The 23,251-nt window shown below is 67.1% G+C and carries 24 protein-coding genes; 17 read left to right on the top strand and 7 right to left on the bottom strand.

Going from position 1 to position 23,251, the window contains the following annotated elements; genetic code table 11:
• Positions 1 to 37 precede the first annotated feature (37 nt).
• The 10 genes from Rhe02_RS05010 (at position 38) to Rhe02_RS04965 (ending at position 8,915) form a co-directional block, all read left to right on the top strand.
• Positions 38 to 994 carry a SagB family peptide dehydrogenase gene (locus tag Rhe02_RS05010; RefSeq protein ID WP_203906878.1) on the top strand — a complete coding sequence of 319 codons (957 nt, stop codon included), beginning with the start codon at positions 38 to 40 and terminating at the stop codon, positions 992 to 994.
• The gene (locus Rhe02_RS05005; protein WP_203906877.1) at positions 994 to 2,055 is read left to right on the top strand and encodes a TOMM precursor leader peptide-binding protein; all 1,062 of its coding nucleotides are present in this window, start codon (positions 994 to 996) and stop codon (positions 2,053 to 2,055) included. Before Rhe02_RS05010 ends, Rhe02_RS05005 begins: the two co-directional genes overlap by 1 nt.
• Entirely contained in the window at positions 2,052 to 3,410 is a 1,359-nt protein-coding gene (locus tag Rhe02_RS05000) for a YcaO-like family protein (RefSeq protein WP_203906876.1), read from the top strand. Before Rhe02_RS05005 ends, Rhe02_RS05000 begins: the two co-directional genes overlap by 4 nt.
• Positions 3,411 to 3,423: 13 nt before the next feature.
• The gene (locus tag Rhe02_RS04995; protein WP_203906875.1) at positions 3,424 to 4,026 is read left to right on the top strand and encodes a CPBP family intramembrane glutamic endopeptidase; all 603 of its coding nucleotides are present in this window, start codon (positions 3,424 to 3,426) and stop codon (positions 4,024 to 4,026) included.
• Entirely contained in the window at positions 4,023 to 4,787 is a 765-nt protein-coding gene (locus tag Rhe02_RS04990) for a CPBP family intramembrane glutamic endopeptidase (protein ID WP_203906874.1), read from the top strand. The genes Rhe02_RS04995 and Rhe02_RS04990 overlap by 4 nt, the downstream gene beginning before the upstream one ends.
• 10 nt (positions 4,788 to 4,797) lie before the next feature.
• The gene (locus Rhe02_RS04985; protein ID WP_203906873.1) at positions 4,798 to 5,694 is read left to right on the top strand and encodes an ABC transporter ATP-binding protein; all 897 of its coding nucleotides are present in this window, start codon (positions 4,798 to 4,800) and stop codon (positions 5,692 to 5,694) included.
• Positions 5,684 to 6,418 carry an ABC transporter permease gene (locus tag Rhe02_RS04980; RefSeq protein ID WP_203906872.1) on the top strand — a complete coding sequence of 245 codons (735 nt, stop codon included), beginning with the start codon at positions 5,684 to 5,686 and terminating at the stop codon, positions 6,416 to 6,418. Before Rhe02_RS04985 ends, Rhe02_RS04980 begins: the two co-directional genes overlap by 11 nt.
• Positions 6,419 to 6,424: 6 nt before the next feature.
• A complete protein-coding gene (locus Rhe02_RS04975; protein ID WP_203906871.1) occupies positions 6,425 to 7,159 on the top strand; it encodes a class I SAM-dependent methyltransferase in 735 nt (244 codons plus the stop codon).
• A gap of 9 nt (positions 7,160 to 7,168) precedes the next feature.
• Complete coding sequence (locus Rhe02_RS04970; protein WP_203906870.1) at positions 7,169 to 7,396, top strand: DUF6289 family protein; 228 nt, start codon at positions 7,169 to 7,171, stop codon at positions 7,394 to 7,396.
• A 448-nt stretch (positions 7,397 to 7,844) separates the two neighbouring features.
• Complete coding sequence (locus tag Rhe02_RS04965; RefSeq protein WP_203906869.1) at positions 7,845 to 8,915, top strand: HNH endonuclease; 1,071 nt, start codon at positions 7,845 to 7,847, stop codon at positions 8,913 to 8,915.
• Between the two features lie 350 nt (positions 8,916 to 9,265).
• Here the strand turns inward: Rhe02_RS04965 and Rhe02_RS04960 are convergent, their stop codons facing one another.
• From Rhe02_RS04960 to Rhe02_RS04945, 4 genes are read right to left on the bottom strand one after another with little or no spacing between them, the layout of a single operon-like run.
• The gene (locus Rhe02_RS04960) at positions 9,266 to 9,760 is read right to left on the bottom strand and encodes a DinB family protein (protein ID WP_203906868.1); all 495 of its coding nucleotides are present in this window, start codon (positions 9,758 to 9,760) and stop codon (positions 9,266 to 9,268) included.
• 44 nt (positions 9,761 to 9,804) lie between these two features.
• On the bottom strand, positions 9,805 to 11,055 hold the full coding sequence (locus Rhe02_RS04955; RefSeq protein ID WP_203906867.1) for a sulfite oxidase: 1,251 nt from the start codon (positions 11,053 to 11,055) through the stop codon (positions 9,805 to 9,807).
• A 46-nt stretch (positions 11,056 to 11,101) separates the two neighbouring features.
• Complete coding sequence (locus Rhe02_RS04950; protein WP_203906866.1) at positions 11,102 to 12,157, bottom strand: hypothetical protein; 1,056 nt, start codon at positions 12,155 to 12,157, stop codon at positions 11,102 to 11,104.
• 47 nt (positions 12,158 to 12,204) lie between these two features.
• The gene (locus Rhe02_RS04945) at positions 12,205 to 13,239 is read right to left on the bottom strand and encodes a LacI family DNA-binding transcriptional regulator (RefSeq protein ID WP_203906865.1); all 1,035 of its coding nucleotides are present in this window, start codon (positions 13,237 to 13,239) and stop codon (positions 12,205 to 12,207) included.
• 352 nt (positions 13,240 to 13,591) lie between these two features.
• Here Rhe02_RS04945 and Rhe02_RS04940 point away from each other — a divergent pair, with 352 nt between their 5' ends.
• Genes Rhe02_RS04940 through rhaI form a run of 7 tightly spaced genes read left to right on the top strand, consistent with a single transcriptional unit; the run spans position 13,592 to position 20,261 of the window.
• A complete protein-coding gene (locus Rhe02_RS04940; RefSeq protein ID WP_203906864.1) occupies positions 13,592 to 14,890 on the top strand; it encodes an ABC transporter substrate-binding protein in 1,299 nt (432 codons plus the stop codon).
• 4 nt (positions 14,891 to 14,894) lie between these two features.
• Positions 14,895 to 15,815: a carbohydrate ABC transporter permease gene (locus Rhe02_RS04935; RefSeq protein ID WP_203906863.1), complete on the top strand. Its 921-nt coding sequence runs from the start codon at positions 14,895 to 14,897 to the stop codon at positions 15,813 to 15,815.
• Entirely contained in the window at positions 15,812 to 16,654 is an 843-nt protein-coding gene (locus tag Rhe02_RS04930) for a carbohydrate ABC transporter permease (RefSeq protein ID WP_203906862.1), read from the top strand. The genes Rhe02_RS04935 and Rhe02_RS04930 overlap by 4 nt, the downstream gene beginning before the upstream one ends.
• On the top strand, positions 16,651 to 17,292 hold the full coding sequence (locus tag Rhe02_RS04925) for a hypothetical protein (protein WP_203906861.1): 642 nt from the start codon (positions 16,651 to 16,653) through the stop codon (positions 17,290 to 17,292). Before Rhe02_RS04930 ends, Rhe02_RS04925 begins: the two co-directional genes overlap by 4 nt.
• Complete coding sequence (gene arfA, locus Rhe02_RS04920; RefSeq protein WP_203906860.1) at positions 17,285 to 18,751, top strand: arabinosylfuranosidase ArfA; 1,467 nt, start codon at positions 17,285 to 17,287, stop codon at positions 18,749 to 18,751. The genes Rhe02_RS04925 and arfA overlap by 8 nt, the downstream gene beginning before the upstream one ends.
• A gap of 11 nt (positions 18,752 to 18,762) precedes the next feature.
• Positions 18,763 to 19,104, top strand: a complete 342-nt coding sequence (locus Rhe02_RS04915; RefSeq protein ID WP_203906859.1) for an L-rhamnose mutarotase — start codon at positions 18,763 to 18,765, stop codon at positions 19,102 to 19,104.
• Positions 19,101 to 20,261 carry an L-rhamnose isomerase gene (rhaI, locus tag Rhe02_RS04910; RefSeq protein ID WP_203906858.1) on the top strand — a complete coding sequence of 387 codons (1,161 nt, stop codon included), beginning with the start codon at positions 19,101 to 19,103 and terminating at the stop codon, positions 20,259 to 20,261. The genes Rhe02_RS04915 and rhaI overlap by 4 nt, the downstream gene beginning before the upstream one ends.
• Here rhaI and Rhe02_RS04905 read toward each other — a convergent pair.
• From Rhe02_RS04905 to Rhe02_RS04895, 3 genes are all read right to left on the bottom strand, one after another.
• Positions 20,258 to 21,556, bottom strand: coding sequence for an N-acetylmuramoyl-L-alanine amidase (locus tag Rhe02_RS04905; protein WP_203906857.1), 1,299 nt, complete (start codon positions 21,554 to 21,556; stop codon positions 20,258 to 20,260). The two genes, rhaI and Rhe02_RS04905, sit on opposite strands and share 4 nt — an antisense overlap.
• Before the next feature lie 23 nt (positions 21,557 to 21,579).
• Positions 21,580 to 21,858: a hypothetical protein gene (locus Rhe02_RS04900; protein ID WP_203906856.1), complete on the bottom strand. Its 279-nt coding sequence runs from the start codon at positions 21,856 to 21,858 to the stop codon at positions 21,580 to 21,582.
• A gap of 104 nt (positions 21,859 to 21,962) precedes the next feature.
• Positions 21,963 to 23,251, bottom strand: a 1,289-nt coding sequence (locus Rhe02_RS04895; protein WP_203906855.1) for a rhamnogalacturonan lyase, incomplete at its 5' end; no start/stop codon positions are given.

The following is a 23,251-nucleotide window of genomic DNA, read 5'->3' as shown; positions in this document are numbered from 1 at the left end:
AACCCGGTGGCGGCGCATTGGCGACGCCACCGTCTCTATGCCTAAGACCGGGAGCGCGATGGCCTACCAGCGATCCAAGCAAGAAGTCGAGCAGGCTCTTGGAGAGCACAGCTACCTACGCGCGGCCGGCGGCTTCGCGATGCAGCACACGATCGTCTCGATCTACACGTCGTCCACTGTGGTCAATCCGCCCGACGCCGTGGTACGAGGCAGATGGGCGGCCGCCGATGACGACTTCGCCGGTGAACAACTGCTGCTGAACTATCGCAGCGACAACACCAGGCTCGGCTTCCAGCTTGGCATCGGCCGTTTCTACGAGCCCGACGCGGTGCTGTCCTCATGCCACGCCGACCTGGAAGAGGATCTTCGCGACGCCATCGAGCTGCCCAAGCCGAAGGCGATCAAGGTGGGCCTGACCGCCGCGGTCACCGCCCGGCGCAGCACCCGCGGCTTCTCCGGCAAACCGGTCGAACTCGCCGATCTCGCGTCAATTCTGTTTCACTGCCAAGGGATTTCCGGCGAGCTTCCCTACGGCAACCCGGCCGCGCCGCACGGCATCATCAAGCTGCGAAACGCGCCTTCGGGCGGCGGCCTCTACCCGGTCTCGCTGTTCGTGCACGCCTTCGCGGTGAACGGCATCGCGCCGGCCACCTACCAGTTCCTGCCGCACGCCAATGCGCTGTGCAGAGTGCTGGATGAGCCACAGGCCGAGACGTTGCGCTCGCCCGACCTGGAGATAACGAAGTCCGCCTTCGCATTGACCTTCGTCTACAACCTGTACCACAATTCGCGCAAATACGGTGACAGCGGTGTCGTCTTCGGACTCATCGAGGTCGGCGCGATCCTGCAGAACCTGCATCTGGCCCGGACAGCACTCGGCCTGGCCGGATGCGATCAAGGCAGCTATGACAAGCAGACCCTCGAGCGCACCCTGGGGCTCGACGGGCACACCCGCCACGTCGTGCATGTCACGGTCGTCGGTCAGGAGGAGTAGTGGCTTACGTTCTGGCGAGCACGACCCGCATCATCGAGGACAGCGCGGGCCGGGTGCGCATCCGCACCGGCGTGTGGAACTTCGAAGAAGCGGTGATCGATGTCAGCGCCGAGCCCCCGGCGGTCGGCAAGACGGTCAAGGCCGCGCTGCGGGCCTTGGCCTCGGGCCCGATGCAGCTGGCCGATCATCTCGACCCCGGCCTGTTGCCCATCGAGAAAGCCAATGTCGAGCGGCTGTTCATCGACCTGTCCGGCGCCGGCATGGTGGCGCAGGCCGGTGAGGCGGCAAGCCAGGACCAGGTGACCGCGGCTCTGCTGGGCCGGCTGGTCACCCCCTATCCGACCGGCGGCGGCGCGCCTACGGGCGAGGTGCTGTTTCTGACCGACTCCTCGGCCGCTGTCCCGCACGCAAAGCTGCTGGCGGAGGGGATGCGGCTGCGGCTGACCGTGGTCGAGCAGACCGAGGCGCTGACCCGGGCCGATCTGACCTCACGTATCGACGGCTTGGCCACCGAGCAGGCCATCGCCGACCTGCGGCCGGCCTTCCTGAGCGCGGCCTGCATCGTCACGTGTTTCCAGCGGCCTTGGCTTCCGTTGCTGCGCAACCTCAACCGGCTCATCGAGGGCCACGATGTGCCGTGGGTGAGCGCCTTCATCGACGGGCCGTTCGTGTCGATGGTCGGGCTGAAGTCCCCACACACGGGCTGCTTCGAGTGTTTCGAGCAGCGGGCGCTGGCCCGGCTGGAGGACCACGTCACCTATCACGATTTCGCCCGCTCCCCCGCGGGCCGGGCCACCGAGCGCGACACCGACGCGCCGATGATGGCGATGCTGACCGCGATGGCGATCACCGAGGGCTACCTGCACGCGGCCACCGGGTCGTCGCGCTTCGCCGGCCGGGCCCTGTCGATCCACCTGCCGACCTGGGAGATCCAGACCCAGGATCTGTTGCGGATGCCCAACTGCCCGGCTTGCGGCAAGGTGTCCCGGCAGCGGCTCAAGGAGATCAACTTCAACAGCCGGGCCGCCGTCGACCGGATCGTCGCCCAGGTGCTGCGGTGAGTGGCGCCCGCTTCTATCCCCCGATGCCGCACCTGATGCGCCGCTACCGGCATCTGGGCGGCAACCAGACCGGCATCATGCCCGGCTTCTTCGTGTCGGTCGCTGACATTCCCGGCGAGCCGCAGATGCGGGCGATGACCGCGACCATGCCGCACTACCACCGCCAGATCATGAACGACCCGCATCTTCAGGTGCAGTACCACCTGAGCGGCTACGGCCTGTACAACGAAGAGGCCATGATCAAATTGATGGGCGAGAGCGTCGAACGCTATGCGGCGATGACCGCGATCCGCATGTTCGACGCCGATTTCCGTTACGCGACAAGGCGTGAGCTGAGCCAGGAGGGGCCGTGCCTGCCCTTGGAGCTGCTCGGCATCCTCGATGCCGGCCAGCAGGAGGCGCTGGCCGGGCGGCTGCACCGCTACAGCGCCCGCTCCCCCGGCGAGGACGACGTGATCGCCTGGGTGAGCTGCCCGTCGCTGGTGCGGCCCGGCGAGCAGGTGTGGGTGCCCGCCCAACTGTTCTTCCTTGGTTTCACCACCGATCCTGCGCGCGGCGATGTCCTTTTCACCCCTTCGTTTTCCACCGGCACCGCGGCGCACGTGAGCCTGGAGCGCGCATTGCGCAACGCGCTGATCGAAGCGGTGCAGATCGACTCGTTCATCCTCAACTGGTACACCGACACGCCCGCCCCGGCCGTGATTGTCGACGACGCCGATGCGGCGCGGGTGCTCGCCACCCTGAAGCTGGGACCCGATTCCGAATATGAGGTCAAGGCGAGCTATCTGACCCGTCCCGAGCTGCCCCTGCCCACCATCGGGGTGTTCCTGACCCGCAAGGCGGAAGCGTTGCCGCTCATCAGCTTCGGGGTGCAGGGCGACGGCGATCCGCGGGCGGCCCTGCTGCGCGGCGCCATGGAGAGCGCCGCCATTCTCGGGCTGGGCATGTACAGCACCATTTTCGACACCACCTCCGTGCACGCCGCGGTCAACACCTCGCCCTACCTGGATCTGGACACCAACGTGCTGTTCTACGCCAGCCCGCAGGACGCGCAGACCAAGAAGGACATTGTGGCGCAACGGTTCTCCGGGTCGGTAAAGCTCAGCGAGATCCCGGCTCTGGGCGGCGAGTCCGACACGCTCGCCGAGCTGATCCGCATGGTGGCCGGGGTCAGCCAGTGGGCGTGCTATCTGGACATCACCCCGCCGGAGCTGGCCGACACCGACTGGAAAGTGGTCCGCACCCTCATCCCCGAGCTGCTCAGCATGTGCCTGCCGGGTATGCCGCCGAAGGCGCACCCGCGCATGATCCGCTACGGCGGGGTGAGCAATGCCCATCCGCACCCTCTGCCTTAGCCTACTCGTGCTGGTGAGCACGGCCTTTCCCGCACAGGCGTTCCGGCTCACCTTCGCCCAGGCCGCTCGGGAACAGGCCGGCGGCACCAGCCGGGGCATTCGGCCCGACCTGGGCTTCGCGCTTGCTGTTCTGATGGTCGCGGGTCTGGCCATCGCGGTGTCGCCGGTCGAGGGCCTGTTCCGCCTGGCCATCGAACCCCGCTGGTATCTGTATGCGGCCGCAGCCGGTTTAATAGCACCATTTTTTGAGTACCTGATCGGCCTCATCGCCCTGCGCAAGCTCGTCCCGCTGCGGCTGCACGAACGCGCCGGGACAGGTGCCGTCGCCGTGCTCGCCGTGCTGGTCGCCGCGATCGCCGAGGAGATGGTGTTCCGCGGCATCTTCCTGCCCGTGCTGTCGGAGCTGGTGCCGGTGATGGTGGCGGTGGGCATCACCTCGGTCATCTACGGCCTCAACCATCTCTACTTCGGATGGCTGGCCGTGGTCCAGAAGACCCTGACCGGCGTGGGCTTCTGCCTGCTGTTCGTCTGGAGCGGCTACAGCGTTCTGGTACCCATCGCCGCGCACGCCATCCAGAATCTGGTGGCGCAGCTGCTACCCAGGCGGAAACCATGATCGGTATCCCGAGGGCGTTGCTGTTCGCCGTGGCGGCGATCGGCCTCACCGCGGCCTGGCTGGCCGCCTACCGGCTGCCCTTCGCCGACCCGCGCACCCGGCAGCGGGTACGTCTGGCCATTTCCTCGCTGACCGGGCTGCCCGCCCGCTACGTGTTCTCGATTCTGGGCACCGTCATCTATCTGGTCCTCGGTGGGGCCGCCGCCTACGCCCTGCTCCGGGTGGGCCGGCTGAACCCGGTCGACCTGCTGGCCTGGCGCATCTCGGGCGAGGGCGCCGCGCTGACCCTGCTGGCCGGGATAGGCGCCAGCGCGCTCACCGCCTTCGCCATGTCCGTGCTGCATGCGCTGCCGGGCCGGGCCGATGTGCCCACGACCGTGGCCGATGTGCGGTGGATACAGGAAATCGTGGTTCTGCCGCGCCCTTGGCGCTCACTGATTCCCGGCATCAGCGGCGCGCTGGAGGAGTTCTACTTCCGCGGGGTGATGCTCTTCGGCCTGCTGGCCACCGGCTTCCCGGTCTGGGCGGCGCTGGTCTTCACCGGTGCGGTCTTCACCGCGGGCCAGGTGGCGCTGACCGAAAGCCGGATGCAGGCTACCGTGTTGGCCATATCGAGCATCGTGCTCTCTGTCGTCTGTGGACTGCTCACGGTCGTCGAGGGCTCGGTGTTACCGGCGATCCTCATTCACGCGTCGTTTGCCGGCTACTACACGAACATGTCAGTTCGCCGCACAGCCGTCGCGGCGAACCCACCCAGGTGAAGGAGGCCGGGTGATTCAGGCAGCACAGGTAACCGTCCGATATGGACAGCTGGTCGCGGTCGATCACGTCGATCTGAGCGTGGCCCAGGGCGAGGTGGTCGGCGTGGTCGGGCCCAACGGGGCCGGCAAGACCACCCTGCTGGAATGCATCGAGGGCCTGCGCCGGCCCGACTCCGGGCAGATCACCGTCGACGGCCTGCACCCGCAGTCGGACCGCGCCGCGATGGCGCTGCGTGCCGGGGTTCAGTTGCAGCACACCGCTTTCCCGCCGCGTACCACGGTGGAGGACATCTGCAAACTTTTCGCCGGCTTCTATCCGAAGGGGGCCGGCTACGCCGAGCTGCTTGAGCGCTTCGGGCTCAGCGAGCACCGCCGCCAGCTGGTCGTCAAGCTCTCCGGTGGCCAGCAGCAACGGCTTTCGCTCGCGCTCGCGCTGCTGGGCGAGCCCAAGGTGGTCTTCCTCGACGAGCTCACCACCGGCCTGGATCCGGCGGCCCGGCGGGTCATCTGGGAAGAACTGCGCCAGCGCAACGAGGCGGGGCTGACGATCCTGCTCACCTCGCATCACATGGACGAGATCGAATTCCTCTGCGATCACGTCGCGGTGCTGGTCAAAGGACAGATCATGGCCCGCGGCACGCCCGCCCAGCTGGTGGCGTCGCACTCACGGGAGTCGCTGGAGATCTCCGGGGACCACGGCTCGGTGCGGCCCGCGCTGGAGGCGATATCGGGGGTTCAGCTCACCACCACCGGCAAGCGCCTGCTCGTCCAGCTCGACGACCCGGCGTTGCGGGCGAAAGTCGACGAGATCCTCGCCCGGCACGAAAGCGCCGCGGTCCGGCCGCTCAACCCCTCGCTCGAGGACGCCTACCTGAACCTGACCGGGGAGCAAGCCCATGTTCTTTGATGTGGTCGCTTTCGAGACCAAGCGGATGCTTCGCAACTTCCCGTCGCTGTTTTTCGGGCTGGCCTTCCCGGTGATGGTCCTCGCGATTTTCGGTGGCATCTATGGCAACGAGCCGTCGGACTTCTGGGACGGACGCGGCACCGTCGACATGTCCGTGCCCGCTTACGTCGGCCTGGTGGTCGCCGTCGCCGGGTTGATGAGCTTTCCGCTGGGCATGGTGGAGTACAGGTCGCGCGGATTCCTGCGCCGCCTCAAGGCCACCCCGGCCCGGCCCGGCCTTTTCCTTGCCGCACAGGTGATTGTCAACGCCGTCATCAGCGTGCTCGGGGTCGGCTTGCTGGTGGGCGTCGGGGTGGTCGCCTTCGACCTGCACGCCCCCGCGCATCCGTTGGCCTTCGCCGGCATCGCTTTGCTGTCCGCGGCCGCCATGTTCGGCCTGGGCATGGTGATCGCTTCGCTCGCGTCCACCGAGCAGACCGCGCTGGTCATCGCCAACCTCGTCTACTTCCCGATGATCTTCCTGACCGGCGCCACGGTGCCGCTGGCGCTGATGCCCGATGCCATGCGCGCCATCAGCGACGCGCTGCCCCTGTCCTACGCGGTCGAGGCGCTGCAATGGGCGTGGGTCGGCGGCGGTGAGTCGATCACGGTGGCCCTCTATGTGCTCGGCGGCACGGTCGCTGTCAGCGCCGCGATCGCCGCTTGGCTGTTCCGCTGGGAGTAGGACTTCGTGGACATTCTTGACGCGGTTCAGGCGACGGCCTACCTGGCCGCCGCCGGCCGCGCCGAGGCCGATCCCTTTGCGGGCCTGTTTCTTGAGGCGATGGACGACTCCTCGCGGGCTTTGGCGGCCAGTGGGCGTGGCGAGGTTTTGGCCCGTACCCGTCTGCTGGATGTCATGCTCTTGGATCTTTTGCGGGTCGCGCCGGGCAGCGCCGTTGTCAACGTGGGGGCGGGTCTGTGCGCTCGCCCCTATCGCCTTGATCTTTCGGCGTGCCGCGAGACCATCGAGATCGATGCGTTGCCGGTTTTACAATTCAAGGACAGCATCCTTTCTGGGTACCAGGCCAGCTGCCCTCTTCGCCGGATACCAGGCGACGCAAGGAGTCTGCCGCCACTTCCCGCACCCGCGATAGTCCTCACCGAGGGCCTGCTCGTCTACCTGACCCATGACGAGATCGCCGCTCTCGCCACCGCCCTGGCCGCCCTGCCCGGCCCGGTCGACTGGCTGGCCGACATCGTCTCCACCGACTCCGCTGCGGCGATGAAAACCCTTGCTGCACAGGCAAATTCACCGCTCACACTGTCCGGTTTAGACTCGCTGCGGGTCTTCGAGGGCGCTGGATGGACGGTGCACGACTACCGCGCCCTACCGGTCAACCGCCCACCCGGCCGGCCTTCTCCGCCGGGCAAAGCCAGCCACCGCATTGTCGACGGTGTCATCCACCTTCGCCTATCCCACTAGGAGGTCACCATGTTCCGACGCGCCATCCTCGCCACCGCCTTGGCTTTGGGCATCGCCGTTACCGGCGCCGCGCCCGCCCAAGCCATCCCGCCCGGCGACTCGCTGCTCGTCATCGCCTACTACAGCAACCCGAGCAAGACCACCCTGATCGGCCAGCAGTGGGCCGGATGCGGCCAGCCCAGCGGAAGCTGGGGCGCCACCTCCGGCTACCGCAACATCTTCTTCACCCCCTGCTAAACCGCCCCCCAGCGGTCAAACACCTACCCAGGCCCCACCCGGGCTCACCTCCGGGGCCTGGGCCAATACTTGGGGCGTCTGCAAGAAACTCTCTTCGAACCCGAATGATCAGGATCTACCGGTCTTGCGTCCTACCGATATCACGTCTCGCAAGAGTTGGCGAAGGTCCTCAGATACCCAAATCTCGCCGCGGTAGCCTAGTTCGCGCCGAAGTCTGTGCAGAGAGACGATGGTATACAGCATGCCAGGCGCTGAGCTGGCAAGGCATGTGCCGATGACGAGCGTGGGTAGACGATCAGCAAAGGTAGCTAATCTCCCGCTCGCGACGTCGATGACGAAAGTGGCCGCGACGGCGACGATAGGAAAAGTAGCGAAAGCACGCACGCTTCGTACTATTGTCCAACTCTGCGGCCGACGAAGTGTCGGACCCCGTGTCTATGTTGGGCCTATGGGCGCGGGGGCGGTCGAGAGCTTGGTCGATCGGCTGGTGGCTGCCAATCGGGCGGCGGCTGTGGCGCAGGCCCGTGTGTTGGGGTTGGTGCTGAAGGTGGTCAACGCCGCACCGGATCCTCGGTATGGCGTGGACGAGGTAGCGTTCGCCCTGTCCTGGACCAAGCGGGCGGCTGCGGCGCAGGAAGGCCTGGCCCGGCAGCTGGTCGACGGATTGCCGGAGGTGTTCGCCGCCTTGGCCGACGGGTATATAGACGTTCCCAAGGCTCGGGTGTTCGCCGACGTCCTGGAAAACCTCGATCCCGTGGTGGCGCAACAGGTCGCGGCGCAGGTCCTGCCGGTCGCGCCTGAGAAGACCACCACCCAGCTGCGCGACCGGCTGCACCGGCGGGCGCTGGCCGCCGACCCCGAACACGCCCGCAAACGGCGGGAGCGGGCGCGCACCGAGCGGCGGGTGGTCCTGCAGCCCGCCGCTGACGGCACCGCCTCGCTCAGCGCACTCGGATTGTGCCCCGCCCGCGCGGCGGCCGCCTTCGCGCGGATCGCCCGAATTGCTAAGGCGCGCAAGGCCAGCGGGGCGCCGGAGACCATGGACCAGCTCCGCGCCGATGTGCTGCTCGATCTGCTCGAAGGCGTCGACGCCCCGGCCGGCCGGGGCGTGATCGACTTGACGGTGGGGTTGGAGACGCTGGCCGGGCTGGATGAGAACCCGGCGCTGCTGGCCGGTTTCGGCCCGGTGGGTGCCGACATCGCCCGGCAGTGGGTGCACGACAACCCCGGTTACCAATGGCGGGCCCAGATCATCGACCCCGACACCGGCGAGCTGCTCTGGCAGGGCCTCACCCGAGCACGGCCCTGTCCTCCGGCCCAGGACCCGCAGGCGCGGTTTGCCAACGCGGCGATGGCCCGGTGGATTCGGGCGCGCGACAAGACTTGCCGGGGCCCCGGGGTGCCGGGTCCCCGCCAAACGATGCGACCTCGACCACACCATCAGATACGCCGACGGCGGCCTGACCACCCACGACGACCTCGCCGCGCTGTGCGGGCGGCACCACCCGATGAAAGATGAGGGCGGCTGGCGGCTACGCCAGCCATCACCCGGCCGCTTCGTGTGGATCAGCCCACTCGGCCGGATCTACCACATCGGCCCTGAACCGCCTTAACCCCTGGGTTTGGTTGGCAGGACCGTGCGGCCATCCTTCGTCGGGGTCGGAGATCCGGTCTCTCGGCCTTGCTTCGCGGTCTGGCATGACGGCAGATGTATCGACCGGATCTGGCGGAATGCCCGATGAATTCGCCGCTCGGCTGAGGGCACTCCCCGATCGCGGGCATGTTGGCGCGGCAGATCAACGATGCGCCGTGACCCTCCGAGCTCGACCGCTGGCTCACCGGCGAAGCAGCCTGAGCCGCACCGCCGTGCTAAGCCTGGGTTTTCGTGAAGGTGGCGGCGATCCGGGTGACCTGGCCGATGTGGGCTCGTTCGTGGAGGGCCAGGCGTTCGGCGTAGGAAAGCACGGTGAGGTGCGACAGCTTGCCCGCGCCGGTCACCTTCGCCGCGCGGGCCCAAGCGTTGGGCGGCAACGGTTGCAGCGTGGCCAGCAGCTCGGCCCGCTGCTTGGTGAAGGCCTTCAGCGAAGGCGCGAACTGCAGCTGGGGAAAGTCCGTCTTGCGGATATACGTGCGCGGGCTGATGGCCCGGATGGTGGGCTCGTCCTGGGCGAGGATCAGCGCGATGGCGCCGCCCCAAACGTCGGCACACGAACGCAGGTGGGCAAGCACCTCACCGGCCGACCACTCGTCGCTTTCCGGGCTGGCGCACAGCTGGGCCGGGGTCAGCCCAGCGGTCAGCGCGGCGAGCCGCTTCGGGGTCTCGGCGAGCAGGTCGAGCGCCTGCTCGATGCTCAGAGAGCTCATAGGCCCCACGGTAACTACGCGCCGAGGCGGGCGCATCCGGTCGGTCAGGCGGGTGCCAGCACGGTGACCGGGTGGGCGACGACGGCGTCGAAGAGGTAGCCGAGGGTGTTGTGGGGGCTCTGTTCGGGTTGGGTCACGCCGCGCACGTCGGTGGCGCGGGCGCGCAACGTGTATTCGCCTGGTGTGACGGCTTTCCAGGGCAAGCTCCAGCGCTGCCAGCCACCGGCGTGGCTCGGACCGATTCGGTTGGCTCGGCGCCAGGTCGCACCGCCGTCGGTGCTGATCTCGACGTCGCGGATCGGGCCGTTGGCCGACCAGGACCGCCCGGTCAGCACATGGTCGCCGACGGCCAGAGCGGCGGCCCAGGGAATTTCGAAGGCGCTCTTGATGACCTGGCGGTTGATCGGCTCGCCCTCGGCCGGGTAACCCGGCCCGAAAAGGCGGTAGAACTGGGTGTTCCACGGTGAGAAGAGCGGTGTCGAAGAAACCTCGATGCGGCCCAGCCATTTGATGGCCGAGATGCCGATCCAGCCGGGCACGATCACCCGCACCGGGAAGCCGTGGTCGGGCGGCAGCGGCTGGCCGTTCATCTCGTAGGCCAGCAGAACATCGTGCAACGCCTTGGCCACCGGAAGGGACCGGCGCACATGGCCCAGGTTGACCCCGCCCGTGCCCCATTCCGCGTCAAGCCCCTCGGGCATCACATCAACCGCATCGTGGCGCAGGCCGGCACGACGCAGCACAGTGGACAGCCGCACCCCGCGCCAGCGCGCCACCCCCACCGCGCCGAGCTTCCACGGGGTGCCGCTGACCGTCTGGCCTTGCTGCGTGGTGTAAAAACCGCGTCCGTTGCCCGCGCATTCGATGGTGGCGTCATAGGTGGTGCTGGGCAGCCGGCGCAACTGCCGATAGCTGAAGGACACCGGGTTGCCGCGCAGGCCGGTGCCGAAGAGCTCCAGCCGCCAGGTGTCGGCGTCGATGGCTGGGGTGGCGGTGTGGTTGCGCACGAAGAACCGGTCGATCGGGGTGTGGTATCCCTGACCGGCCATGGCTTCCCAGCGCATCTCGGCATTGGTGCCGTGCAGGTAGAACAGCTCGGGCGGCAGGGGTTTGACGATCGGCCCTGCCGCCGCGGGCGCGGCTGCTGGCAGGGCAGCCGCGCCGCTGAGTGCCGCAGTGGCCACAGCACCCAGTTGCAGCAGACGCCTCCTGGACAGGCCGCGGTCGTCTGCCTGACCGGCCAGCCATTGGCCCAGCCGAATCCCGTCAAAGGTGGTTTCGTCGAGGGGCGACATGGCTTTTACGTTATACCCATAATGCCTATGGGTCTAGTAGGCATTGTCACGCGATGTAGGAAACATTGAGCAGCACCGCTGGGTTGGGCACCCCGACGTTGCCGTCGTAGCAGCTGACCAGCAGGTGCTCGTCACCCATGTTCTGCCACCAGGACTGGATGGTGCAGTACATCGGCGGGGTGCCCATGATGCTCGCCATCGCATGTCCCTTGGCGTGCCCCGCGTTGGGGAAGACGACCTCATAGGTCCCGGGGACGATCTCGGTGGCGGTGGGTGCGCCGCCGTAGCTGTTGGTCCAGCCGCGCATCACCGGCAACGCTCCGGAAAGGTCGACGGTGGCGGTGGTACGCGCCCCAGAACCACCGAGCATCGGCGTCTTGCGGGCGTAGGTGAGGGTGAAGCGGGTGTCCACGCCAAAGCCGGTGTCGTCGTAGCAGCGCACCTCGATCAGCGACGGATCGGCCACCAGCGCGGGATCGAGTGCCTGGCAATGCCTTGCCGCAGAAGCATATGGCGTGATCCGCAGGTAGCCGGCCGCCCACCCCGGGTCGGTTTTGAAAGCGCCGAGGTCGACCTGATAGCTGCCGACAGCGCTGCGGAAAACGGTGATCGGCAGTCCGGCCGAGTCGTAGGAATAGGCCGGAGACGGCGTGTGCCCGGCCACGCCGGGGACAGGGTTGTCGTTCCACAGGTACCCGAAATTGACCCCGGCCGGCTTGCGGTTGGTGAAGTTCACGACGAAGCGGCTGTCGATCAGGGCGCCGGCGTTGTTGTAACAGCGCACGTTGACGACCTGATCACCGCCCATCGGAGCCCACGACGCGACCGTGCACAGGCTGTTGCTCAGGTAGGCGCTGACATGGGCCACCCCGCCCGGGGCAGCCAGGCCGAAGAACTTCACCTGATAGGTGCCGACGGCCGGGCGCAGGATCTGGATGGGCAGGCCCGCCGAGTTGAACTCGTACCCGGTGGCCGGGAAGTAGGCCGGATTGGCCGGCTGGTTGCCCCAGGCGAAACCGGCGACCACGGGGTCGGCGGCCTGCGCCGCAACGGGTGCCGCGGCCACCATGACCGCGGTGACAAGAATGGCGATGAGTCTCATACCGGCATGAGCGGCGAACCCGGCCAGCGCCAACAACTATTGGCGCATCAGCGATGTCGGCTTGGTGACAGCGTGCTGTCGCTGGACTCCCGCACCACCAGCTCGGGCTCGAAAAGCACCTGCCGATGGCGATGCAGCTCGCCGTCGCTGATCTCGCCGACGAGCAGCTCGGCCGCTGTCCGGCCCAGCAACTCGCGCGGCTGGGCCACCGACGACAGCGGCACCGCAGCCGCGCCCGCGTATTCAATGTCGTCGTAGCCGACGATGGCGATGTCGCCGGGAACCTTCAGCCCGCGGCGGGTCATCTCCTGCAGCACACCGAGGGCGAGCAGGTCGTTGGCGCAGAACACGGCGGTGGGCCGGCGCGACGGGGCGGCGTCGGCGACCTGCTCGCCCGCCTTACGCCCGTAAGCCGTGGTCAGCGCGGGCATCTCGAACAGTTGCAGCTTCGCCTGGGGTGTCTCGGCCACGATCGCCGCCGCGCCGGCGTGCCTGTCGGCGACCTGGGCGATGCCCATCGGGCCACCCACATAGGCGATGCGCCGGTGGCCGCGTTCCAGCAGATGGGTCGCAGCGAGCCGGCCACCGAGCACGTCATCGACCGCCACCGAGCACCGGTTGCGGGTGCGGGCGCCCCGGTCGACCAGGATCACCGGGATGCCGTGGCGGATCAGCAGATCGAGCCGGGCGTTGGAGCCGTCGTCGACCGGTGTGATCAGCACGCCGCGGACCCGCTGCTCCTCAAGGTGGTCAAGGTGGCGGCGTTCCCGGGCCGGGTCCTCGTCGCTGTTGCAGACGATCACCATCGAGCCGGAGTCGTCGAGGGCTGCCTCCGCACCGCGTACCACATCCGTGAAGAACGGATTGGACACGTCCAGGACGACCACGGCCACGGTGCGGCTGTGCCCGGCCCGCAGCTGGCGGGCGGAGTCGTTGCGCACGTATCCCAGCGTGCTGATCGCTTCCAGCACCCGCTGCCTGGTGGCGGGGGCCACGAGATCGGGCCGGTTGAGCACGTTGCTGACGGTTCCGATCGACACCCCGGCCCGGCGGGCAACCTCTTTGATGCTGTTGGTTGCCATGGCTCCTCGGATTGACGAACGTGCCGGTCACCCCCGGTGGGCTCCCCGGCAAGTTCACGATATTCGACAGTTGAAACGAGTCAAGAAGCGGTAGCGCTCCCACAGGGCCGAATTCTGCGATCCAGCAGCCTAGGTCGTCTCGGTAAAGAACGTTTCAATTGACATTTGCGCAGGTAAACACGATCACGCCTGGCATCGATACCGTTATCTTCATCGCGGCATGGCGACCGCGACCGGTACCAAGCAATGGCTGGATTTCGTTGATACAGAACGATGGTCTTGACAGCGAAGGCAGGCGGGCATACGTTCGGCTGTCAAACGGGCTCATTCGAATCGTTTCAGAGGAGATGGGATGCGCCGAAATCGTCGCCCGGGCGTATCGGCTCGGGTTCTCGCTCTGGTGGCACTGGGCTGCATGCTCGGTGCGACCGCTGCCTGCAAATCAGACGCCGCCGAGCCGGGCGGCAATGTCACGATCCGCTTCGACTGGTGGGGCAACCCCGACCGAGCTGAGGTTACCGAGAAAGCGGTTTCCCTGTTCGAGCAGAAGAACCCCACGATCAAGGTCGACACGTCCTACGCGGAGTTCAACGCCTACTTCCAGAAGCTCGTCACCCAGGTAGCGGGCGGCGGTGCGCCGGATGTCTTCCAGATGGACTACCGCTACGTCCGTGAATACGCCGACCGCAATCAGCTGGCCCCGCTCGACAACGGGCCGGCCAAAGTGGACACCTCCAACATCACCCCGCAGCTGCTGTCCGGCGGCACGGTCAACGGCAAGCTCTTCGGCATCCCACCCACCCAGAACACCCAGGTCTTCAGCTACGACTTCGCGCAGTGGCAAAGCTCGGGCGCCACCGCTCCAAGCGAGGGCTGGACATGGGCCAACATGCAGGCCGCAACGCAGAAAATCAGCGATTCCACCGGCGGCAAGGTGCGCGGGGTGGGCGATTTCGGCGGCATCGAGGACTGGTTCGAGGTGTGGCTTCGCCAGCAGGGCAAAGCCATCTACACGCCGGAGGGCAAACTGGGCTACACGGCGGCCGACGTCGAAAAGTGGTGGCAGATGACCGACGGCTGGCGGCGCAGTGGCGCGTCCACCCCGGCCGAGCTGACCACCAAAATGGACGGTTCCCAGGCCAACGACCCGGTGGCGCAGAAGCTCGCCTCCAGCGGCTTCGGCTACGACAGCGGGTTCACCGCGAAAAGCTGGGAGATTCTGGGCCGCGAGTTCAAGCTGTCCGGCTTCCCCAGCGACAGCGGCAAGCTCGGTCAATATGTCAAGCCGGCAATGATGTTCAGCATCGCCCAAAGCTCGACCAAGAAAGAGGCGGCCGCCAAGCTCATCAACTTCCTGATCAATGATCCGGAAGCGGGCAAGATCCTGGGCATGTCGCGGGGGCTTCCCGCCAACGCCAAGGTGCGCGAGCAGGTCGGGTCGACGCTGACCGGCCCACCACAGGTCGCCTTCCAATACGAGCAGACGATCCAGCCCAAGCTGGAGCAGGCGCCACCCCCGCCGCCCAAGGGCGCGGGCACGGTCAAGTCCACCTTCCAGCGCATCTACGACGACGTCATCTTCGCCCGGCTGACCATTCCCCAGGCCGCGGCGAAGTTCATCGGCGAAGCGCAGCAAGCGATTTCCAGCTGAGCAGATGACAGCACTGAGACAACGCACCAGGACGAGGTACGGCGATCGCCCCGGCATCGCCTACCTCTTCCTGTCGCCCTGGATGGCCGGAGCCCTTCTGCTCACCGTGGGCCCGATGCTCGCCTCGCTCTACCTGTCCTTCACCAACTACGACCTGTTCACCACCCCGCGGTGGATCGGCCTGGCCAACTATCGGCGGTTGCTGCTCGACGATCCCCGCTTCCTCACCGCGGTGTGGGTGACCGTCAAATACGTGGCGCTGTCGACGCCGCTCAAACTCGTTGCCGCGCTTGCGGTCGCGATGCTGCTCAACCGGGCCAGCCGCGCCCAGGGCTTCTACCGATCGGCCTTCTATGCCCCCTCACTGCTCGGCGCCAGCGTCGCGGTGGCGCTGGTGTGGCGGGTCATCTTCGACACCAACGGGATCGTCGACCAGTCACTGTCCACTTTGGGCATCCACACCGGAGGGTGGGTCGCCTCGCCGCGCTATGCGCTGCTGGTCATCGTGGCGCTCGCGGTGTGGCAGTTCGGCGCTCCGATGGTGATCTTTCTGGCCGGGCTCAAACAGATCCCGGCCGAGCTCTACGACGCGGCGGCCGTCGACGGCGCGGGCTGGTGGCGCACCTTCCGCTCGGTGACCCTGCCCATGCTCTCGCCGGTCATCTTCTTCAATCTGGTGCTGGAGACCATCCACGCCTTCCAGGCGTTCACCGGCGCGTTCGTGGTCAGCGGCGGCCGGGGCGGGCCCACCGACTCCACCCTCTTCTACACCCTTTACCTGTACCAGAAAGGCTTCACCGAATACCGCATGGGTTACGCATCGGCGATGGCCTGGCTGCTGGTGATCGCCATCGCGGCCATCACCGCCCTGCTGTTCCGCACCGCGCGCATGTGGGTGTTCTACGCCGGGGAGGACGGGCGATGACCGCGTCCCGCGGCTGGCGCCGCTTCGCCTGGCACGCGGTGTGCCTAGCCATGTTGGCCGCCCTGCTCTACCCGATCGTGTGGCTGGTGTCCTCCTCGTTCAAGCCCGCCAACGAAATCCTGTCCAGCCTCAGCCTCCTGCCGCAGAAGGTGATCGGCAGCAACTACAGCGAGGTCTTCGAGGGCGCGGCCGGCATCAGCGTCTGGCGCTTCCTGACCAACTCGCTGATCGTCTCGCTCGGTTCGGTGCTGGGCAACGTGGCCTCGTGCGCGCTGGCCGCCTATGCCTTCGCGTGGCTGCGATTCCGCCTGCGCGGGGTGCTGTTCGCATTCATGATCGGCACCATCATGCTGCCGATCCACGTCCTGCTCATCCCGCAGTACACCATTTTCCAGCGCCTCGGCCTGGTCGACACGTTCTGGCCGCTGGTGCTGCCCAAGCTGCTCGCCACCGACGCCTTCTTCGTCTTCCTGATCGTCCAGTTCATGCGCGCTCTGCCGCGCGAGCTGGGTGACGCCGCACGCATCGACGGCTGCGGCCCGGTCCAGACGTTTCGTCACATCGTGCTGCCGCTGACGAAACCGGCCCTGGTCACCACCGCCATCTTCACGTTCATCTGGAGCTGGAACGACTTCCTCAGCCAGCTGATCTACCTCAACACCCCCGACAACTACACCCTGCCGCTGGCCCTTCGCCTTTTCATCGATCAGACCAGCCAGACCTCCTACGGCGCGATGATGGCGATGTCGGTGCTCACGCTGTTGCCGATCGGGCTGTTCTTCTTTGCTTTCCAGCGGTTCCTGGTTGAGGGAGTGGCAACAACAGGGATGAACGGATGACCGGCGGACGCTTCGCGCTTTTCGCCGACTGCCTGCTGCTCGGCCTGTTCACCGCGCTGGCCGCGATCCCGATCGTCACCGCCTACCCCGCCTTCGTCACCGCCTGCACGATGCTGCGCGACGGGTCTGCGGTGGGGCCGCGCACCTACCTGAGCCGCTTTCGGGCCGTCGCGGGCTCCGCTCCTTTCCTTTGGTGGGGACCATCCTGCGCCCTCGCCGTCACGGCAGTGGACATCGTCGCGATCAGCGCCGGCGTCCCCGGCGCAAAACCGTTGGCAGCGCTGCTCTCCCTTGCCGCCGCCACCGCGGCCGTGATCGCGCTGCGGCTAGCCGGGGGGTGGCAGCCAGACCGGCGCTGGCGCACAGAATTGGCGGCCGCGGCCCGCGGGGCCGGCCACGACCTGGGTGGCTCCGCACTGCTGCTGCTCGCCGCCGCCTGCGCCGTCGGGATCGTCGCCCTGGTGCCCATCACCGCCCTTCTTGTCGCCGGCCCGCTCGCTGTCGCCGCCGTGGCAATCGAGTCCAGGCCCCGCTCCGCCGGTCGCCGGTCGCCTGCCAATGCTGTCGCCGCCGTGGCAATAGAGTTCAGACATCCCGCCACCGCGAAAGCGGCCGCTGAGAGGAACGGGCATGTCTGAGCTACACGCGTCCATGACGTTTGAAACGTCCTTTGTGGTTGGTGAGGTGAACCCACGGCTGTTCGGCTCCTTCGTCGAGCACCTGGGGCGCTGCGTCTACACCGGCCTTTACGAGCCCGGCCATCCCGCAGCCGACGAGCACGGCCTGCGCACCGACGTCCTCGCCCTGGTACGCGAGCTAGGGGTGACCATGGTGCGCTACCCCGGCGGCAACTTCGTCTCCGGGTACAGGTGGGAGGACGGCGTCGGCCCGGTGGCGCAGCGGCCCCGGCGGCTCGAGCCGGCCTGGAAATCGGTGGAGACCAACGAGTTCGGGCTGGCCGAGTTCATGCGGTTCGTGCGCGAGGTGCAGGCCGAGCCGATGCTCGCCGTCAACCTCGGCACCCGGGGCCTTCAGGAAGCATGTGACCTCTTGGAATATTGCAACTTTCCGGAAGGCACCGCTCTTTCCGACCTGCGCCGGGCCCACGGCGCGGCCGACCCCTACGGCGTGCGGCTGTGGTGCCTTGGCAACGAGATGGACGGCTTCTGGCAGATCGGGCACAAGCCCGCCCCCGAATACGGGCGCCTGGCCACGCAGACCGCGCGGGCCATGCGCATGATCGACGAGGATCTCCGGCTGATCGTGTGCGGCAGCTCCGGTTCGTCCATGCCCACCTTCGGCAGCTGGGAACGCGAAGTCCTGGAACACGCCTACGACGCCGTGGACTACATCTCCTGCCACGCCTATTACGAGGAGCGCGACGGCGACGTCGGCAGTTTCCTCGCCAGCGCCACCGACATGGAGCATTTCATCGACGCCGTGGTGGCGACCTGCGACCACGTCGGGGCCACCCTGCGCTCCCCGAAGCGGATCGAGATCTCCTTCGACGAGTGGAACGTGTGGTACATGAACCGCCCCAAGGACATCGACCCTCCGCAGTGGACGGTCGCGCCGCGGCTGCTCGAAGACGTCTACACGGTGACCGATGCGGTGGTGGTGGGCAGCCTCCTGATCAGCCTGCTGCGCCGCTGCGACCGGGTCACCGCGGCCTGCCTGGCCCAGCTCGTCAACGTCATCGGCCCCATCATGACCGAGCCGGGCGGCGCAGCGTGGCGGCAGACCACCTTCTATCCGTTCGCCCAGGCCGCCCGTTACGGCCGGGGAAAGGTGCTGCAAACCGCCATCGACTCACCGGCTTACGAGACCGCCAAGTACGGCGACGTGCCGCTGCTGCATGCGACCGCCGTCCAGGCGGAGGACGGCACAGTCACGGTCTTCGCGGTGAACCGCGACCTGACCCGGCCGCTGCGGCTGAGCATCGACATTCCAGCGCTGAAGGTGCTGGAACATCTGGTGCTCGCCGACCCGGACAGGCACGCCACCAACACCGCCGAGCACCCGGACAGGGTCACCCCCCGTCCCCACCACGCCACCGAGCTGCCACCGATGTCCTGGAACATGATCAGGCTTGGCTGAGGAGGAACACTGTGCGCCGCGTCTGCTTCACCCTTCAAGTGCGCCCGGAGCGCCTGGATGAATACCGGAAACGGCATGCGGCCGTGTGGCCGGAGATGCTCGCCGCCCTTCGTGACGCCGGATGGCACGACTATTCGCTTTTTCTGCGCGATGATGGCCTGCTCGTCGGCTACTTCCTGACCGAGGACCTGCAGGCGTGCCTGGAAGCCATGGAACACACCGACGTGAACCGCCGCTGGCAGGCCGAAATGGCGCCGTTCTTCGCCGACCTGCCGGGAGGGCGGCCCGACCGTGGTTTCCAAGTCCTGGATGAGGTGTTCAACCTGGACGATCAGCTGGGAGGGGCGACATGACTCACCTTGCCAAGCAGGCGCTGCGCGCGCAGCGCATCGAGACGGCCTCCTGGGCCTACGGCAACTCGGGAACACGGTTCAAAGTGTTCCCGCAGGAGGGCGTGCCGCGCGATCCCTACGAAAAGATCGCCGACGCGGCCACCGTGCACCGGTTCACCGGTGTCGCGCCCACGGTCGCGCTGCACATCCCGTGGGACAGGGTCGCCGACTATGCCAAGCTGTCCGACGCCGCCGCCGAGCTGGGCATCGCGCTGGGCACCATCAACACCAACGTGTTCCAGGACAACGACTACAAGCTCGGCAGCGTCACCAACCCCGATCCGGCGATCCGCCGCAAAGCCATCGGGCACCTGCTGGAATGTGTCGATATCCTGGATCAGACCGGGTCGCGCGATCTCAAGCTGTGGTTCTCCGACGGCACCAACTATCCCGGCCAGGACGACGTGCGGGTGCGCCAGGATCGGCTGGCGCAGGCGCTGCGCGAAACCTACGACCGGCTCGGCGCCCATCAGCGGATGCTGTTGGAGTACAAGCTTTTCGAGCCCGCCTTCTACATGACTGACGTGCCCGACTGGGGCACTGCCTACCTTCACTGCGCCCGGCTGGGCGACCGGGCACAGGTGGTCATCGACACCGGGCATCACGCACCTGGTACCAACATAGAATTCATCGTCGCTGTCCTGCTGCAGGCCGGCAAACTCGGCGGCTTCGACTTCAACTCCCGCTTCTATGCCGACGACGACCTCATGGTGGGCGCGGCCGACCCGTTCCAGCTGTTTCGCATCATGCATGAGATCGTGCTGGCCGATGCCCTGAATGCCAACGCGGGCATAGCTTTCATGCTCGACCAGTGCCACAACATCGAGCCGAAGATCCCGGCGGTCATCCGGTCTGTGATGAATGTTCAGGAGGCTACCGCCAAGGCGCTCCTGGTCGACCAGCCTGCCCTGCGCGCGGCGCAGGACAGCGGCGATGTCCTGGAGGCGAATGCGGTGTTGATGGATGCGTTCCACACCGACGTGCGGCCGATGCTGCGGGAGCTTCGCGAGGACATGGGTCTTGACCCGGATCCGATGGCGGCCTATCGCCGGTCGGGCTATTTCGAGAAGGTCCGCGCCGAACGGGCCGACGGCCAAGCCGCCGGGTGGGGCGCTTAGGTGACGTCGACGTCGTCGAGGCTGACGAACATCACCCGATGCCCGAATTGGATCTGTGCGTAGGAGGCCCCGCCCGCCCGCACTGTCCACCCGCCGGTGCGGGCCCCGCTGGCGTCAGTCGTCATGATGAATTCGAACCCATCGATGATGGCACTGACGGCGTAGCCCTGCCCGGCCTGAAGCAAGTAAGGCAAAACCACCGGGAGGTCGGGCAGCGGCCAGCCGTAGACGGGAATCGTTGCCCTTCCCGTCTTGGGCCGCGCGACCCTTCCGGAACCGGGCAAAGCGTTCGGCGACGATGCCGGATTGGCAAACCAAGCCTTCCTTCCCAGGTACCAGATAGCCGTCCAATCGCCACGGACCTCAGCAACGACATACCGCTGCCCGGCCGTCGCGTGGGCGCCCTGATCCGAGATGTTCATGGTGCTGGCGCCACCGTCGGGGTCGAGGACGAGGTCGTTGACCAACGGCGCATCGGCCTGCGGAAGGCTGCGCAGAAGAACCGCCGACGACCCGTGTTTGGGGCACACCCGGGTCGGGGCGGTGCAGCCGGTGAAGGCGGGCTGAGTGGTCGCATAGTCGGGCGCGATCGTGATCAGGTTGCCCGCCTCGGCGCGCAGCGGCGCATCAAGCAGCTCGAAGTAATGTGCCCAATCCCAGAAGGGACCCGGATCGGTGTGCATCCGCCGCACCCACTGCGGCGTCATCCCGGGAACGTTGTCGTGGCCCAGGATGTGCTGGCGATCCAGCGGGATGCCGAACTGCCTCGCGAGATGGCGCACCAACGTGGCCGAGGCCCTGTACATCGCCTCGGTATAGAAGCCGGGCTCCCCCGCGTATCCCTCATGTTCGATGCCGATGGAGTGCCAGCTGATGAAGTGATTGCCGGTGTGCCAGCCGATGTCCTTGAGCCCCAAGTGCTGCGCGACCCTGCCGTCGCCCGACCGGATCGAGTAGTGCCAGCTGTTGGGCTCGCTCGGGTTCTGCGCGGTGGCGATGGTGCTTTCGTAGGAACTTTCGGTGCCGTGGATGACGATGTATTTGATCCTCGGCTGGGCGGGGCGGTTGGCCGGCGCATATTTGTATTCGCCCGGCCTGCCGAGCACCGGCCCGAAAACGGCGGGAAGCCATACACAGTCCAACGTGGAGGGACAGTTCAAACCGTCGGCGCGAGCGGGCTTTCCTGCCCCGCGGGCGGCGATCGACTCCGGCGACTCGCGCGGTGTTGGTGGCGGCGGCGCGCTGGCCGTCAAGACGGCGAGCAAAATCGCCAGCAGCAGCACACCCCGCTTCATGGACCGGAGTGTAGCGCCGCCGCCTATCCGCTGCGCATCATCGATCCGTAGAAGACCGCGCTGTCCAGGTCGAGAGAAGACTCCTCGCGCGGATCGGAGTCGGGCCAGGGGCGGCGCTCGATGCCGAACTCCAACCCGAGCCGTACGGCCACCGCGTAGGCGATCTCGCACACATCGGCCAGGACGATCACTTCTCCGCGCAGACCAAGCTGCGCGTCCAGCTCGCGGGCCACCGAGTTACGCACCCAGGCCAGCGCAGCCGGGATCTCCTCGTCGTCATCCCACTCGGTGAAACCGCCCATGCCGCTTACGTTCTGCCTGAACTCGGCCGCCGTCAATCCAGCTGTTACATCTCTCACACGACGGCCTGAAGGGAGAGATCCCCTCAGGCCGTCCTGTCATTGCATCAGCGAACGTAGATATTTGGTTGTGGTGGGGTGCTCATGCCGTTGCCGAGGAAGAAACTCGGGTGTGGCGGCTGGTTGTAGGCGGTGTTCTGCCAGGCGAGCGCGACCCGGTACATCGGGTCGTGCGCGAGGGTGAAAATCCTTGTGGTGGTTGGGGTTGTGGTGGTGTAGATGCGTAGCGCGGTGCTGTCGCTGGTGCGCCAGATGACCTCTTCGCGCCAGTCACCGAGGATGTCACCGGACAGGGCCGGGGTGGCTTTGGTGCCGTTGTTGGAGGCCACCCCGCTCGCGGTGAGCAGGCGGGTGTCGCCGCCGGTGCCGTACTTGTCGATGCGGGTCTGATCCAGCAGCTCCCGCACCGGGTCGGCGTCCCACCAGATCAGGAAGTTGGTGGAGCTGGGTTTGCGGCCGAGGTTGGCGTTGTTGGTGGCGCTGCGCAGACCGTCCACCGACGACGACCAGAATTCAGCACCCGCGTTGCCGGCGTAGATGTCCCCGGCGACGCCGCGGCCGTTGTCGCAGGCGCAGCTGGGCGCGGTCTGGATCAGCGCGCCTGTCCGGGCGTCGGCGACATAGTGCGCCGCGTGGGCGCCGTCCTCGGTCGGTTTGAAGAACTCCAGACCGGCACGGCTGGGGATCAGGTCGCCGACGTGCAGAGCATCGCCGTGACCCTGGCCGGTGGAGTACATGAAGGTGCCGTTGTCGTTGATGGCCGCCGAGCCGTAGATGATCTCGTCGCGGCCATCGGCGTCGACGTCGCCGACGGACAGCTGGTGGTTGCCCTGGCCGAAAGCGCCGCCGCTGCTGCCCGAATCGTAGGTCCAGCGGCGGGTCAGCGAACCGTTGCGGAAGTCCCACGCCGCGATCACGGCACGGGTGTAATAGCCGCGTGCCATGATCAGGCTCGGGCGTTGCCCGTCCAGATAGGCCGTTCCGGCCAGGAACCGGTCCACCCGGTTGCCGTAGCTGTCACCCCATGCCGAGACGGTGCCGCGCGGCGGGTCGTAGTTGACCGTCGAGCGGATGGCGCCGGTGAGCCCGTCGAACATGGTCAGGAATTCGGGGCCGGAAAGGATGTAGCCGCTTGAGTTGCGGAAGTCGGCGTTCGCGTCGCCGATGACCTGGTTGGTACCGGAGCGGGTGGCATCCGCGGTCTTCATCGCGACCTCGGCCCGCCCGTCACCGTCGTAGTCGTAGACCTGGAACTGCGTGTAGTGCGCCCCGGCTCGAATGTTGCGACCGAGATCGATGCGCCACAGCCGCTGGCCGCCCAGCCGGTAGGCGTCGA

This window comes from Rhizocola hellebori (genome assembly GCF_016862955.1).
GTDB lineage: Bacteria > Actinomycetota > Actinomycetes > Mycobacteriales > Micromonosporaceae > Rhizocola > Rhizocola hellebori.
The sequence above is the reverse complement of the archived record's forward strand: the minus strand, read 5'-3'. Positions and strand labels throughout refer to the sequence as shown.